13 protein-coding genes are annotated in these 13,992 nt (G+C 60.8%); 10 read left to right on the top strand and 3 right to left on the bottom strand.

The annotated features are described in order from the left end of the window. The first annotated feature begins 120 nt into the window (after positions 1–120). The 5 genes from HMPREF2920_RS01050 to recR all read left to right on the top strand — a co-directional run bounded on the left by HMPREF2920_RS01050 (position 121) and on the right by recR (position 6,130). A complete protein-coding gene (locus HMPREF2920_RS01050; RefSeq protein WP_187269755.1) occupies positions 121–1,392 on the top strand; it encodes an aspartate aminotransferase type Ic in 1,272 nt (423 codons plus the stop codon). A 34-nt stretch (positions 1,393–1,426) separates the two neighbouring features. Next, entirely contained in the window at positions 1,427–2,152 is a 726-nt protein-coding gene (locus tag HMPREF2920_RS01055) for a suppressor of fused domain protein (protein WP_005511889.1), read from the top strand. Positions 2,153–2,182: 30 nt separating this feature from the next. After that, complete coding sequence (locus HMPREF2920_RS01060) at positions 2,183–5,029, top strand: DNA polymerase III subunit gamma and tau (RefSeq protein WP_070853977.1); 2,847 nt, start codon at positions 2,183–2,185, stop codon at positions 5,027–5,029. Between the two features lie 113 nt (positions 5,030–5,142). Beyond that, on the top strand, positions 5,143–5,466 hold the full coding sequence (locus tag HMPREF2920_RS01065; protein ID WP_005511884.1) for a YbaB/EbfC family nucleoid-associated protein: 324 nt from the start codon (positions 5,143–5,145) through the stop codon (positions 5,464–5,466). Between the two features lie 37 nt (positions 5,467–5,503). Beyond that, positions 5,504–6,130 (top strand): recombination mediator RecR, encoded by a 627-nt coding sequence (gene recR / locus HMPREF2920_RS01070; RefSeq protein ID WP_038627355.1) that lies wholly within the window; start codon positions 5,504–5,506, stop codon positions 6,128–6,130. Between the two features lie 56 nt (positions 6,131–6,186). Here recR and HMPREF2920_RS01075 read toward each other — a convergent pair whose 3' ends face one another. Continuing rightward, a complete protein-coding gene (locus HMPREF2920_RS01075; protein ID WP_070549754.1) occupies positions 6,187–6,999 on the bottom strand; it encodes a type 1 glutamine amidotransferase in 813 nt (270 codons plus the stop codon). Next, positions 7,000–8,409 (bottom strand): MurT ligase domain-containing protein, encoded by a 1,410-nt coding sequence (locus HMPREF2920_RS01080; protein ID WP_246821090.1) that lies wholly within the window; start codon positions 8,407–8,409, stop codon positions 7,000–7,002. Between the two features lie 289 nt (positions 8,410–8,698). Here HMPREF2920_RS01080 and HMPREF2920_RS01085 point away from each other — a divergent pair, with 289 nt between their 5' ends. From HMPREF2920_RS01085 to HMPREF2920_RS01100, 4 genes are all read left to right on the top strand, one after another. Continuing rightward, the gene (locus tag HMPREF2920_RS01085; RefSeq protein WP_049190157.1) at positions 8,699–9,037 is read left to right on the top strand and encodes a helix-turn-helix domain-containing protein; all 339 of its coding nucleotides are present in this window, start codon (positions 8,699–8,701) and stop codon (positions 9,035–9,037) included. 12 nt (positions 9,038–9,049) lie between these two features. Then, entirely contained in the window at positions 9,050–9,949 is a 900-nt protein-coding gene (locus HMPREF2920_RS01090) for an ImmA/IrrE family metallo-endopeptidase (protein WP_049193463.1), read from the top strand. 96 nt (positions 9,950–10,045) lie between these two features. Next, positions 10,046–10,549 carry a PIN domain-containing protein gene (locus HMPREF2920_RS01095; RefSeq protein WP_141744776.1) on the top strand — a complete coding sequence of 168 codons (504 nt, stop codon included), beginning with the start codon at positions 10,046–10,048 and terminating at the stop codon, positions 10,547–10,549. Then, positions 10,546–10,992 carry a thiol-disulfide oxidoreductase DCC family protein gene (locus HMPREF2920_RS01100; protein ID WP_049190150.1) on the top strand — a complete coding sequence of 149 codons (447 nt, stop codon included), beginning with the start codon at positions 10,546–10,548 and terminating at the stop codon, positions 10,990–10,992. The genes HMPREF2920_RS01095 and HMPREF2920_RS01100 overlap by 4 nt, the downstream gene beginning before the upstream one ends. A gap of 59 nt (positions 10,993–11,051) precedes the next feature. Here the strand turns inward: HMPREF2920_RS01100 and HMPREF2920_RS01105 are convergent, their stop codons facing one another. Further along, on the bottom strand, positions 11,052–12,419 hold the full coding sequence (locus HMPREF2920_RS01105; RefSeq protein ID WP_083327104.1) for an exonuclease domain-containing protein: 1,368 nt from the start codon (positions 12,417–12,419) through the stop codon (positions 11,052–11,054). Between the two features lie 441 nt (positions 12,420–12,860). On the opposite strand from HMPREF2920_RS01105, the gene HMPREF2920_RS01110 reads away from it, so the two are divergent. Further along, complete coding sequence (locus HMPREF2920_RS01110) at positions 12,861–13,874, top strand: hypothetical protein (RefSeq protein ID WP_224783818.1); 1,014 nt, start codon at positions 12,861–12,863, stop codon at positions 13,872–13,874. Positions 13,875–13,992: the final 118 nt, after the last annotated feature.

Consider the following 13,992-nt stretch of genomic DNA (forward strand, 5'->3'; position numbering starts at 1 on the left):
CCAATCCGGGGTATGCCTTACACTTGGTTGCAAAGCCGGATGCGGCGCGGGGAAAAAGCTTTCCGTGCCAGTTTTGTCAGGTTTTAACTTATGTCCGATACCTGGGAGGGTGCGTACACCATGGCCGTGGATTCCTTCGATGTTCAGCAGTTGGCGGCACACAAGGATGAGTTTGCGAAGGCATATGAGGAACTGAAGTCCCGCAACCTCGCACTGAATTTGACTCGTGGTAAGCCGTCGTCGGAACAGCTTGATTTCGCAAACGCCCTGCTGGGTCTCCCGGCGCCGGATTACATTTCGGCTTCTGGGGAGGATGTCCGCAATTACGGCAACGCCAAGGGCATTACTGATATCCGCGCTATCTGGGCGGAACTGATGGATCTGCCGGTGGAAAACGTCCTGGCGCAGGATGCTTCCAGCCTGAACATCCAGTTTGACCTGATTTCGTGGGCCATGCAGTTCGGCAACGTGGACTCGGAGCGCCCGTGGAACGAGGAGCCGGTGCTGAAGTGGCTGTGCCCGGTTCCGGGGTATGACCGGCACTTTGCTATCACGCAGCACTTCGGCATTGAAATGATTCAGGTGCCGTTGAACGAAGACGGTCCGGATATGGATGTCGTGGAGAAGCTGGTTGCCTCCGACCCGCAGATTAAGGGCATGTGGAATGTCCCGATGTTCTCGAATCCGACGGGTGTGACCTACAGCGCTGAGGTCTGCCGCCGTCTGGTTGAAATGGAGACCGCCGCTCCGGATTTCCGTCTGATGTGGGATAACGCCTACATGGTTCACACGCTGACGGATGAGTTCCCGGAGATTCACAACGTCATTAAGTGGGCGGAAGAGGCCGGTAACCCGAACCGCGTGTGGGCATTCGGCTCGACCTCGAAGATTACCTTCGCAGGCGCTGGTATTGCTTTCTACGCTTCCTCGGACGCCAACTTGGAGGATTACCTCAAGCACGCTGGTATCCGCGGCATTGGCCCGAACAAGGTCAACCAGTTGGCTCACGCCAAGTTCTTCGGTGACGCGGAGGGCGTGCGTGAGCAGATGCGTCGTCATGCAGGTTCGCTGGCTCCGAAGTTTGAGAAGGTTCTGCAGATTCTGGATGAGCGCCTGTCGGAGTACGGCGTGGCAGAGTGGTCGAAGCCGACCGGCGGTTACTTCATCAACCTCGACGTGGTCGATGGCACTGCTCGTCGCGTGGTGGAGCTGGCCAAGGAGGCCGGCATTGCGCTGACCGGTTCTGGTTCTTCCTTCCCGCTGAAGCAGGATCCGAATAATCGCAATATCCGCCTGGCACCGTCGCTGCCTCCGATGGAGGAGCTCGAGGTTGCTATGGATGGCGTCGCTACCTGTGTGCTGCTCGCCGCCGCTGAGAAGGCGACTGCGTAGGTTAAGCAGGCCAGGTAGGTCGGGATAGGACTATATGAACTTCGAAGAGACGAAGTTTTGGATCTCCGGGCTTTTCCCCGGAGAACCCCAGGTCAGCGAGTATGTGACGGAGCTGCCGGGCAGTGGTCGGCACGGGCAGGAACACGATTCGGCTCCGCTTCGGGTCGCTGAGTTCTCACTTTACGACGGGCCGGACGGCCAAGCGAACGAGCGTCGTCCGGAAACGGCAGCCGCCACCGTGGAGTTGGGCCGCAACTACTGTGGCCTGACCGGCGCAGCAAAGACGGATATCCGCGTGGAGCTCTTCTCCGTCGCATACGCTGATTTTCCCGTGGCCACCATGGTCGCGGCCGCGGGAGCGCTGGTGGAGGAAGAACCGGAGTTCCTGTCGCCAATTCCGGGCCGTGTCATCCCGAATGCGGTGCGGCTGGCGGCCGATCAGGTGGCCGAGGTAGGGGAGTCGTCGTCAAGCGCGGCCTTTACCGTGGCGCACGTGCTGTGCACGGTGCCGTATGTGTGGAGCGACGGGGTGCCGAATGTGTCCGAGATGCCGGGCAAGATCAGCCTGCATGAGGGCGATGTGGAGTCGCCGCAGGGGCGCATGACCACGATGACGCAGCTGGTGCCAATTACGGATGCGGAGCTGGTGTTTTATGAGCAGCAGGGTCCGCAGGCGTTGATGCAGAAGTTGGCCGAAGTGGACGCTGACCTGCGGGATTGGTGCCGCGAGTCGGTTGTTTCCCAGGAGGGTTCGAACTAGCCGGTCCGGGGTGGAAGGTAGGCTGAGCACGTGGCTCTGTATAGGAAGTATCGTCCGGCATCGTTCGCCGAAGTGGTGGGGCAGCGGCACGTAACTGACCCGCTGTCGGCGGCGTTGGAATCTCGTGATGCGCAGGGGCGTCCCAACCGCATTAACCATGCGTATTTGTTCTCCGGGCCGCGTGGCTGTGGCAAGACTTCGTCGGCGCGCATTATGGCGCGCAGTTTGAACTGTGCGGAGGGGCCGACGGCGACACCGTGTGGCCAGTGTGCGTCGTGTCGTGCGTTGGCGCCGGGTGGTCCGGGCAATTTGGACGTTATTGAGCTGGACGCGGCTTCCCACAACGGTGTGGAAGATATGCGTGAGCTGCGGGAAAAGGCTATCTTCCAGCCGGCGGAGTCGCGCTACCGCATCTTCATTATTGACGAGGCGCATATGATTACCGCCTCGGGTTTCAATGCGCTGTTGAAGATTGTGGAGGAGCCGCCGGAGCATCTCATCTTCATTTTTGCGACCACGGAGCCGGAGCGTGTGCTGCCGACGATTCGCTCGCGTACACACCACTATCCGTTCCGGTTGTTGACTCCGCCGGATATGCGCGGGCTGCTTGAGCGTGTGGTCACGGCCGAGGGTGTGCGGGTAGAGCCGGACGTGTATCCGCTGGTCATCCAGGCCGGTGGCGGTTCGCCGCGTGACTCGCTGTCGGTTATGGATCAGCTCATTGCTGGTTCCGGCACCGATGGTGTGGATTATGAGACTTCTGCGGCCATTCTCGGTGTCACTGACAGCGTAATCATCACGGATGCGATTGAGGCGCTGGCGGCAGGCGATCGCGCGGCCATGTTTAGCGTGGTCGGGCGTGTGATTATGTCGGGCCAGGATCCGGCTCGGTTTGCCTCGGATCTGCTTGGCCGAGTGCGTGATTTGCTGGTGCTGTCCGCAGTGCCGAACGCGCTGGAGCAGGGGCTTGTAGAGATTCCGGAGAGCCAAATCGACGGCGTCCTGGAGCAGGCCGGGACAATTCCCCCGGCTACCCTGACGCGCTTCACGCAGGTGCTCTCTGACGGCCTGCGTCACTTCCGCGGCGTGACTTCGCCGCGCCTGCTTCTCGAGGTCCTGTGCGCGCGCATGCTCCTGCCCGCCACCGAAGACTCCGTGGAGTCGCTGCTGCAACGCGTAGAGGCGTTGGAGCACGGCAGGCCCGCGCTTGCCGACGGCTCGGGGGCCGCAACCCCCGCAGCGGCACCGGCGTCTTCCGCCGCGGGGTCGGGGTCGGGTGCGGCTGAGGCCGATGCTTCGCCGATGCAGTCTGGCCAGTCGGCTCGTGAGGCGTGGCGCCAGCGGAATGCCCAGCGTAAGAAGGGGGCGCAGGCCCAGGGCAGTCGTGCTGGGCAGGCGGCGCCCGCGCAGGCATCGTCGCAGCCTCAGTCCCAGCCGGAACCTGTTCAGCAGCAGTCTGCACCAGCGGCACCGGTGTCGCAGGAGTCGGTAACTGAGCCGCAGCCTGCACCAGAAACACCTACTGCGCCCGCTGAACAGCCTACGCAGGCTACGCCGGCCGAATCAGTTGAACAGTCTCAGCAGGCCGAACAACCGCAGCAGCCTGAACCGGCTGAGCAGCCGATGTCCGAGGAAGAAGCACAGGCGGAGAAGATTCGTGAGTTCCGTCGGAAGATGGCGGAGCATGCCCGCATCAGCGAGCAGCAGACTCGGGCGCAGCTTGCGCAGGAGCGTGAGCAGCAAACCCGCGAGCGTGAGGGGGAAGGCGGCTCGATGTCGATTGTCGAGGAAGAGCCAGTTGTCTCTGCCTCGACAGCTCACTCTGAACAGCCAACTCAGGCCCCACAGCCGGAGCAACCAGCACAGCCGGAGCCCGAACCTGCACCCGCCGGTATCGAGCAAATCCGCGAGCACTGGCAGGACATCCTTGCGGCTGTCGACGGACAGCATGCGTTCCCCATTCGCGTGCTGGCCGAGCAGGCGGTACCGCTCGATGTCGAAAACGACACGCTCGTCATTGGACACAGCACAGGAGCGCTCGCTACCAGGCTCAATACGCCTGATTACGCTCAGGCACTGTCCGCTGCAGTGAAGCAGGTGACGGGCTTCAACGGCCAGGTGCACTGTGTCGTCGGTACGCGCCCGCGCGCACCGCGTTCAACAGCTACTAATGGTGGTTCCGGGGAGGATGATTCGTCGTCAAGAGGTTCGTCCTCGCCGAACGACACCGCCCCTGCACCGACACCCGCAGCACCAGCGCAACCAGAGACATCTGAGCAGCAGGTACAGCAGGAACAGCAGACTCAGTCAGAGCCAGCACCGCGCCCGCAGCGGTCATCGACATACGCATCCGTTGTTGAGCGCCGTGCCAAAATCGAAGCCGCCAAGCGTGCTGCGATGGGACAGCAGGCAGGCCACGACCAGCCAGCGCAGCCACATCAGCAAAGCCAGCCAAGCCAACCGACTCAGCCGAACCCGAACCCGGTCCATCAACAGCCGCAACAGCAGCCAAACCAGCCGCAGCCGCAGTCGTTCCTGCGCGCGGCGCAAGTCAATGCCCAGGCAAATGCCCAAGCTCAGGCCAATCAGGATTCGGGCTTCGGCGGCGTCCCGCTGCCACCAGAGCCCATGGAGGAGTTCGCTCCGCCAGAGGGCGCAGAGGGCGCAGGGGGCTACGGTTCGCGCACCCCGTCCAACGCCAACACCACCTACAACCCGGTTTCCCAAAACCTGCAGGACAACAACTACGAAGAGGACACCTCCGAGTATTTCGAGGCCGCGAACGAGGTCGGGTCGCTCGATCACCGTTCGCTAAAGGACGTGGTCATGGAGATGCTGGAAAAGGAGCTGGGAGCCAAACCGCTAGAAGACCGCTAGAGCCGTTAGAATGGGGCGGCGATGCGCGTCGTAAAGCAAGGGCGATGAGCCTTTAAGCGTGCGCGTAACTATAAATCAGCACGTAAAAAGCACAATAGTTAGGAAAGTTAGTTATGACTCAGCCAGATATGAACGCAATTCTGCAGCAGGCACAGCAGATGCAGGCGCAGCTGCAGGCAGCACAGCAGGAGATCGTCGCCTCCACCATCGTCGGTGAGGCCGGTGGCGGTCTGGTCAAGGTGACTATGCAGGGCTCGGGCGAGGTCACGGACATCGCCATTGATCCGAAGGTCGTAGACCCGGAGGATGTCGACGGGCTGCAGGACCTGGTCCTCGCAGCTTTCCAGGACGCTACCGCTAAGGTGCAGTCGCTGGCAGAGCAGAAGATGGGCCCGCTGTCCCAGGGCTTCGACGGTCTCGGTGGCCTCGGTTTCTAAATTAGCTTTTCAGACCAGTAATTGTAGGTAATTATCATTGTTCGAGGGACCACTCCAAGATCTCATTGATGAGTTCTCGCGCCTGCCGGGCATCGGCCCGAAGTCAGCTCAGCGTATCGCTTTCTACTTGATGAAGGCGGAGCCGGAGGACATCGGGCGACTCCAATCCGCGCTGGGGCGGGTGCGCGAGGGTGTGCAATTCTGCCGGGTCTGCGGCAACATCTCGGAAAGCGACGTGTGCCAGTACTGCTCGGACACACGCCGCGACCGTGGTCTGGTGTGCGTCGTTGAAGAGGCGCGCGATATCCAGGCCATCGAGCGCACGGGGGAGTACAACGGTCGCTACCACGTGCTCGGCGGGGCGCTCGATCCGCTCGGCGGCATCGGTCCGAACGAGCTCAATATCCGCACGCTGCTGCAACGTATCGCCGGCGTGCTTGACGACGTCGACGAGACCGAGCCCCCCGAAATCCACGAGGTCATCATCGCGACTGACCCCAACACCGAGGGCGAAGCAACCGCGACCTATTTGGCCCGGCTGCTCCGGGACTTCCCGGATCTCGAGGTCACTCGGTTGGCCTCCGGCATGCCGCTCGGCGGTGACTTGGAGTTCGTCGATGAACTCACCTTGTCCCGCGCGCTGACGGGCCGGCTGAAGGTCTAGGCCCGCCAACCGGCCGCTGACCAGTCAGCTCGGCCGGTCGCGCGAAACCACAAAAACTAGCGCTCGCTCTTCGGACGCGGCTTGGACAGGATGCGTTCTTCGCGCAGCTTATCCACTACCTCGAGGTCTAGCGGAGCCAGGCTCGACAGGTCCTGGTTGGTCGCGCGGGCCAGCAGCAGATCAGCCAGCTGCGGATTGCGAGCCAACACAGGTCCGTGCAGGTAGGTACAGATAATCGAGCCCTGCACCGCGCCTTCGACGCCACCGGTCGGTGTGAGTGCAGAAACATCCACTCCCGGAGCAATCCCGGAGTCCGCCTGCTCCACTTCCGGGCCGGTATTGCCCACGCCACGGACAACCCGACCAAGCGGCTTCGCATCGGCACCCAGGGTCGTGCGACCCATGTGGTTTTCGAAGCCAGTCAGTGGGCTGGCGTCGACGTCGTCAAGCAAACCGTTCGTGGGATCGACGAGCGTGCAGATTTCGCCGATCGCGCGCGACTCGAGTGAATCAGTGGTGCAGTCGACAAGGCCGAGACCTGCGACGTCGCGTCCGCCCGCGCGGAAGGAATTGCCGAAGATCTGGAAGCCCGCGCAAATCGCGAGGATCTGCTTCCCGGCCTCGGCTGCCTTTTTGATGCCGCCGTCATTGATCAGATGCTCCACCGCGATGGTTTGTGCGACGTCCTCGCCGCCGCCGACGGTGTAGATATCCAGGTCGGTGGGGACGGCATCGCCCAGCTTGATCGGGACAATCTCGGCGTCAATCCCACGCATCCGCGCGCGTTGCCGCAGCACCAGCGCATTTCCGTCATCGCCGTAGGTGCCCAGCACGTCCGGGAGGATCAGGCCGATAGACAGCTCGCTCATTTACTTTTCCTCCTGTGCTCGTTCGATGTCGCGCTTCAAATCGCGGAAGGCGGTGTAGTTCGCCAGCACCTCAACTCGGGTGACGCTTGACGACGACCCCCGCGCCTCACACGACCGGATCGCCTGCAGCGGATTTGCGACCAACCTCGCATCGATGCCCGCATACAGCAACCGCACCGCGAGGTCAGTTCCGCGTTCGCCCGCGGACAGCACATCCATGCCGTCGAAGTCCTCGAAGCGGACATCCCACAGCCAGGACAGATCCTCGCCGTCAGCGACGTGACCGTTGACTGCGATGACCACTGCATCTGCGGTGCGGTCGACCATGGACAGCGCCTCCTGCCAGCCGGCCGGGTTCTTGGCCAACAGCATGCGCACGTGCTTCTCGGCGCCTTTGTCATCTCTCACAACCATGGTGGAGTAGCGGCCCGCAACGTTGTCGACGGTCTCGGTGGCCCGGAGGGACTTCTCCAGGTCCGCGCCCATATCGACAGCGCCCGCGATTGCCAAGGTGGCGTTGCCGCGGTTGGCGTTGCCCGGCAGCGTGAGGTTCATCGGCAGGGTGTCGCCAGCAGGCGTGATGACTCCCTCCGCAGTGATGCGGTAGTCCGGCTCAGGGCGCTTAAACTCCGAGCCGTCCGGGAGTGGCTTCACGGCATACCAGTCGTGGCCGTCCTGGATGATAGGGCCGCCGGTGCGCGGGGAGGAGGTGGCATCGTTGGTCCAGCCGCCGCCCGCGGAGACCCAAATAACCTTCTTGGCATCCCACGCAGCCGATGCGATGAGTGGGTCGTCGCAGTTGGCGATGACCGTCGCCTGCGGGTTAGCGTCCACCGCAGCGCGGAGTGTGGCCTCAATCTTGTTGATCTCGCCGACGCGGTCGAGCTGGTCGCGGGAAAGGTTCAGCAGCACCAGGACCTGCGGTTTCAGATCCTCTGCGATGTGCGGGACGTGCAGCTCATCGACTTCCAGGACCAGGCTGTCCGCATCGGGAGTAGCGAGCAGCGCGGAGATGATGCCCGCGTCCATGTTGTCGCCGCCTTCGTTGGTGGCCACGTTGTGGCCAGCGGCGCGCATGGCGGCCGCGAACATACGGGTGGTGGTGGACTTGCCGTTGGTGCCAGTGATGATCGCGGCCGGGCGTCCCTTGCCGAGGGAAGCCAGAATGCGCGGGTCAATCTTCTGCGCAATCAGGCCACCAATCATGCCACCCGCGCCGCGACCGGACTTCCGGGAGGCCCAGGTGGCGGCGTGAGCGGCGGATGTGGCGAGGCCGGCGCGCAGGCGGGCGCCGGTGCCGCGCAGGCCACGAGAACTATTCGAGTCGCGGGAGCCACTCGAAGCAGTACCGTGCGGGCTGGCATCCGCGCTATCAGCGGAATGCGATTGCGGAGAGGTGCCATTTGTCATGTGTGTAAATATTACGCGCACGAAAGGGCTAGGCCTAAGAAGCAGGCCTGTGAGGCCTGATGGGATTTGTGGGAGGTCTCCCTGCGGAGCCTTGAAATCTGAACTTTGAGGTGATTGCGATCATGTTGATCTTCGGGGATTAGGCGGTCATGCGGCGGAAGAGAGGAAGGAGATTACCGAGGTGAGAAAGCGTATTTGAGGAATCGAATTCAAGCACTGAATCAAAGAATTATTGTTTTGATTCATGTGTTGCCCTATACTGTCCACTAGCAGATAAGGGGGAAGAGGTATGGCTAATACAGAAAGCAACTTCTTCGGCGCGCGCTTGCATCAGTTGCGCACAAATCGTGGCATGACCACACGTGATTTGGCTGACGCCACCGATGGTGTGGTGTCGCAATCTGCAGTCAGTCGCCTGGAAAATGGCAAGGCGACTTACTCACTTGAGCAGGTTATGGCGCTTGCGTGGGCTCTTGGCGTGCCGTTGGATGAACTTGTGGAGGAAAACCCGGTCAGCCAGCGTGTGCAGGCCGTGGCCCGCACTTCACAGGATGGCGCGAGTGTTAAGGGAGCGCGGGAGATGCTTTTGCCTTACCTGCAGCTTCGAGTGCTGCTAACTCAAAATTAAGGAGGGTTCCCCATGTGCAGTGCGAGCAAGGAGGGGCTCGACCTTGCTATAGAGTTCCGCAAGAAGCACACCCTAGGAAATGATCCAATCGCCGACATCGCTGGCTTTATGCAGTTGGTTAATGCAGATTTTATGATTCTGGATTTACCAGCCAATGTTGATGCACTTGCTTTGCGTGACCCCGTGACGGGAGCGACAGTCATTGGAATTGCGAAGTCATCCGTTCCTTACCGTCAGCGGTTTACCGTTGCGCATGAAATTGGGCATTTTGTTTCCAATGATTTCGAGTCCTCGAAAATCGTTGCAGATGATGAGCACTCTGAGCCTGGAATATACGCCTGTGGCAAGCGTGATTATCAGGAAGTTCGTGCTGATGCCTTCGCTCGTAATGTGCTCTGCCCAACTGATGGGTTGAAAACAGACCAGAACCTCGGCGAGCTTATCGGTGGAGGTGACGTCCTTGCTGCGTTGTCCCATGTCGTTCGCAAGTATCAAATTTCGCCGCGAGTCGCACTTATTCAGATGAGGCGCGCAGACCTCATTAGCGAAGGGCAATCGGAAGAACTGAAAGGTGTATCAGCTCCCACGCTGGCTGCCCGGTATGGCTGGAAAGCTGACTATGACCGCGCGGTAAAGGTCTCCGAACTAGTGCAACCATCAGCGCGGTTGGTGAAAGACGTATATCGCGCTTACGAACAGGGGATAGTCGACCTTCCCAGCATTGCTTTTGCTGAAATGAGCAGTGTCGATGAGGTGAAGGAGCTGATAAGTGCATCGCAGTCACAGTTACCGCCATTGAGGCATGATGCGAATGTGCAGAATCAGGATGCGGCTGACACGGAAGCAGATCCCTTCGCGGAACTAGACGCTTTCTTCGGCGATGGTCCCGATAGTTTAGAAAGCGCCCAATAAACGATGGCTGGTTACCTCCTAATAGCTGATACAAGCGTACTTCTTAATTTCGTATGTTCGAAGAATCACCAGTATTTGCTCGACTTCGCAGGCAAGATGACCATCAGCATTCCAGGAGCAGTCAAAAATGAAGTCGAACGCAAATTGGATAAACGGCGCTTCAACTGCGGAAAGAGACACTGGGATTGGTTTCTGGGGCACCCGAATGTCGAAGTTCTCGACGATGACCACAAAAAACTTTATCCCTATGTTCGCCTCTATTCTGGTCCTGGCTATACCTTTCAAGGGGGCAAAGCTAAACGCCTGGGAGAGTACATCGCTATCGCCCATTGTCTTTATGCGAAAGATCAGGGTAAGGGCGTAGCCACTGCGCTCATCATGGATGATGGTGATGCCTGTGAGCTAGCGCGGAAGCAAGAAGCTGGATACATTTTCAATACCGAGCACGTGCTACTGCAATGCGTGAAGTCGGGCTCTATTGGGTCGCGCGGGCAAGCCAAGGAAATTTGGGAAGACCTCCAGAAATTTGATGTCCTAGTCAATTTTGAGCACACCAAACTTAATGGCAAGAGTCTGTATAAAAAGGCCGCCGAAAAATGATGAACCCTGACATCACTTTCTACTACGACCGCGATTGTGGGTTCTGCGAGGCAAGCGTGACCCTTCTGGCCAAACTCAGTGGTGTCCGCATGATTGGTGCTAGTCCCGAAGACCAGTCCTTGCCAGAGGAAGTTCGTCAACACATCTCAGCTGAGGCGGTCGCCATGCTTCCAACCCCGGCGGTCGCCACAATCCCAGCCGAAGCAGCAGTCGGTGAACCTGGTGCTAAGAGCGGCCGAGAATTTCGGTACGGCCACGAGGCGATAGGTATCGCCTTGCGTGAGGGCGGCACCAAGGCACTATTCCGATGTGCGGGCACATTCCTGCTCTTCCCGCCACTGACAAAACTGTGGAGCTTTATCTATAAGGTTGTCGCTTCCAACCGTCACAGAATCAGCGCGGTCCTGGGGCTTAACGCCTGCAAACTAGACTCCACAAGATGACTATCCGGCAGGCCCGTTGCCCCAGTGCCACTGCAATTACCCAATGAGCAGCCACCGAGTCAGCCGTTAGCCTCGTCCTTCACAGCGGCCGGCGACATCTCTCCGACCAGTCGCAAGAATGCCTCATCGGAAACGATCGGAATGTCCTTCCGGTGGGCATGCATGGCCTTGCCCGTCAGTTGATCCGGTGTCACATCCGCAGGTCGGTTACACACCAGCACCGATGACTCTCGCGTGACCTTCTCCGAGTACGCCAGCCCAGCCCGCACGCCCGCCGCAATCAGCTCATCCGGGTCCAGCGACACCTCTGGCGCCACGACGAACTCCATGCCCGTCGCGAGCTTCCGCCCCGGCGTATAACGGCCGGGGTTCTCCACGGGGCGCGGCGCTTCCATCGCGTCGACACGCACTACCGAGCGCTGCAGGCCCACAATGTCCTCGCGCAGCTGGTCGGGCGTGTACATGTTCAGGGTTGTACCCTCGTCGAGCCCGCCCTGTGCGCGGAAGAGCGCAAGCGTGGTGGTGACGTCATCCAACGTCCGCACTCGCTCCGGCACCGAGATGCCAGCAATCGATGCCTCGGGCGAAGGCACATCGAGGCCATAGGCGCGCGCGACGGCGCGCAGGCGTGCGTCGTCAAGCCGTTTGCCCTGGCGGCGCGCCGTTTCCAACGTATCGGCAATCCGTGCGGGCGCCGGAATTCTCGCGACGCGAGTGCGCGTACGACGACGCCCCCGCTTATTCCGCGCGGATCGCTCACGATTCGCTTGACGACGGGCCCTCTTGGCCTCGGCAACTATAAAACCCCAGACCAGCGGCGCATTATGAGCAACCAACGTGCGCCCATCGAGCGCGTGCGCGAGCTTGGCCTGGATCACCCCGAATTTCGGTGCCCCCTCGAAGTCCGCGGGCTCGAGGCCGTGGAGGTGTGTCGGGCCGGGATCTTCGGTGGGATTGATGACGACATGCCAGGTGTCCACGATGTTGCCGCTGCTGTCGGCGGTGGATACTCCCAGACTGACCAGCCGAGACGTCTTGGGGTGGATGCCCGTGGCCTGGATGGACACGATTGCGTAAGGAGCTTCCTCCGCCGACGAGAACTGCTTGTGCTCGTCAGCGGCCTTTGTTGCGGCGGTCTCGGCTGTGGCCGGTGTGGGTGTGGCTGTGGCCGGTGTGCCAGCGGTACTCGCGCCGGTTGCGATTGCGCCGGTAATAGCCGCGCTGGTCGTGGCCGCGTCGGTGGTGGTTGAGGCCGGCGTAGCTGCGTTGGTCGTGGCTGCGTCCGTTGTGGTGGAAGCCGGTGCTGTTGGTGGTGTTTTCGCGCCCGCTGCCGACGCGCGTTGAGAACGGCGACGATTCCGCCGCCGCCTCTTCGTCTGAGAAGAGGTCCCAGTCGCTTTGCGCTCCTCGCGCGCCGATTCAGTCATGCCTCAAGACTAGCGGGTGCGCTCACCCGCGGAGAAAGTGACTAGGTTTATGACACTTTGAGCACAAAATTTGCCACGAAAGTGTCATAAACCTAGTCAGTAACTTGGGCACTAGCTCGGCCTCAAGCTCAGAAGGACCGTGGGGCACGGTCACACGGGTCCCGTAAACCACGCAAACTACAAAAACCACGCAAGGCCCAAAAGTTTTCCCCCGACTGGGTGCTCAGCCGAAAAGGAATGGAACCGCGAGGGCAATTTCCGCGCCTTATTAAATAGGGGCCACAAAACAGTGCCACAAGCCAAGGCCACAAATAGCGCCACAAATAGAGCCACAAAACAGCGCCACAAAAATAGGGACGAAATAACTACCACGGGGCAACAGCCACAGGACAACAACCACGGGGCGGGGGAGAAATGGTCAACAAGAAACGCAAGCAACTGGTGGCGGACCAGTTTGGAATCATTAGGCCGGATGACCAGCCGGGGAATGGATACCGCGAGGTCGCAAGGCAAGCGCGGGCCGGTTATCTGGAGCGGCTTTGCCGAGGTCACTATGTAGTCGCGCACGCCTGGGAGGGGCTCCACCGCGAGAAACGCCTGGCTATTACTGCTTTGGCGGTGGTCTCCGAGACGTCGTCAGGCGTCATTTCGGGAGCTGCAGCGCTGGCCTTGCACGGTTCGTGGGTGCTGGTGCGCGATGCGAAGATTGTGGTCGTGGGCGGGAGTCAGGAGTTCCACGGCATCGACTATTGCATGCGCTTGCGCTCGGAGATCCATCTGGATCACACGCAGGGGCTCGCGGACCGGCGGGTCGCGGTGCTCGCGCGTGCGGCCTTCGATGAGTGTCGCGTCCGGTTCAGGCAGAAGGGGCCGGAGTCCGTGTCGTGGCGGGCGGCGGTGTTGGCTGTCGAAGGTGCGCTGCGGCATGGCGCCACGCGCGATCAGCTTGAGGAGCTCCCGGTGCATTATCCCAGCGTGCGGGGTCAAGAGCTGTTTCACCGTGCGCTCGCGGTCTGTCATGGTCGCTGCGAAACGGCCGGTGAGGCGCTGACTAAAGCCGCTCTTCTCGAGCTCGGACTGAAGTTCCACGAGCAAGCCGAAATCTGGACTCGCGGCACCAGCCACGATCCGCCGCACTTTCTCGCCCGCGTGGATTTTTATATCCCTGACCTGCTGCTTGTCGTGGAGTTCGACGGCCACATCAAGTATTCGGCGAGCGAGGTCGCGCCGACGCCCGAGGCTCAGTCCGAGCTGCTCACGCGGGAGACCTACCGCGAGCGATCGCTGCGCGCAACGGGGCTGGATGTCGCGAGGGTGGTGTGGAAAGAGGTGGAATTGCACGCAGTTCGCTTATCGACGCTCCGTTCAATCCTCATCGAGCGCGAACGCGTGGTAGCCGCAGGTGGGGTGACTTTCCGTGCGGATGTGCGCAATGCCGGCCCGTTGATTGGGTAGTTGGGTAATTGGGTAGCGGGGCCGAGGGACCGCTGGATAGTTTGCCCCAAAAAGAAACTGACTAGGTTTATGACACTTTGAGCAGGTAGGTTCAGGCGGTGAATGCATCACCACTTTC

The organism is Corynebacterium sp. HMSC075F02, assembly GCF_001838335.1.
In the GTDB taxonomy this organism is placed as follows: Bacteria; Actinomycetota; Actinomycetes; order Mycobacteriales; family Mycobacteriaceae; genus Corynebacterium; species Corynebacterium jeikeium_D.

Coding starts and splice junctions, on each gene's coding strand:
- HMPREF2920_RS01050 (WP_187269755.1), top strand. CDS start 121: ATGGCCGTGGATTCCTTCGATGTTCAGCAGTTGGCGGCACACAAGGAT.
- HMPREF2920_RS01080 (WP_246821090.1), bottom strand. CDS start 8,409: ATGACAAATGGCACCTCTCCGCAATCGCATTCCGCTGATAGCGCGGAT.
- HMPREF2920_RS01105 (WP_083327104.1), bottom strand. CDS start 12,419: ATGACTGAATCGGCGCGCGAGGAGCGCAAAGCGACTGGGACCTCTTCT.
- HMPREF2920_RS01075 (WP_070549754.1), bottom strand. CDS start 6,999: ATGAGCGAGCTGTCTATCGGCCTGATCCTCCCGGACGTGCTGGGCACC.
- HMPREF2920_RS01095 (WP_141744776.1), top strand. CDS start 10,046: ATGACCATCAGCATTCCAGGAGCAGTCAAAAATGAAGTCGAACGCAAA.
- HMPREF2920_RS01085 (WP_049190157.1), top strand. CDS start 8,699: ATGGCTAATACAGAAAGCAACTTCTTCGGCGCGCGCTTGCATCAGTTG.
- HMPREF2920_RS01055 (WP_005511889.1), top strand. CDS start 1,427: ATGAACTTCGAAGAGACGAAGTTTTGGATCTCCGGGCTTTTCCCCGGA.
- HMPREF2920_RS01065 (WP_005511884.1), top strand. CDS start 5,143: ATGACTCAGCCAGATATGAACGCAATTCTGCAGCAGGCACAGCAGATG.
- HMPREF2920_RS01100 (WP_049190150.1), top strand. CDS start 10,546: ATGATGAACCCTGACATCACTTTCTACTACGACCGCGATTGTGGGTTC.
- HMPREF2920_RS01090 (WP_049193463.1), top strand. CDS start 9,050: ATGTGCAGTGCGAGCAAGGAGGGGCTCGACCTTGCTATAGAGTTCCGC.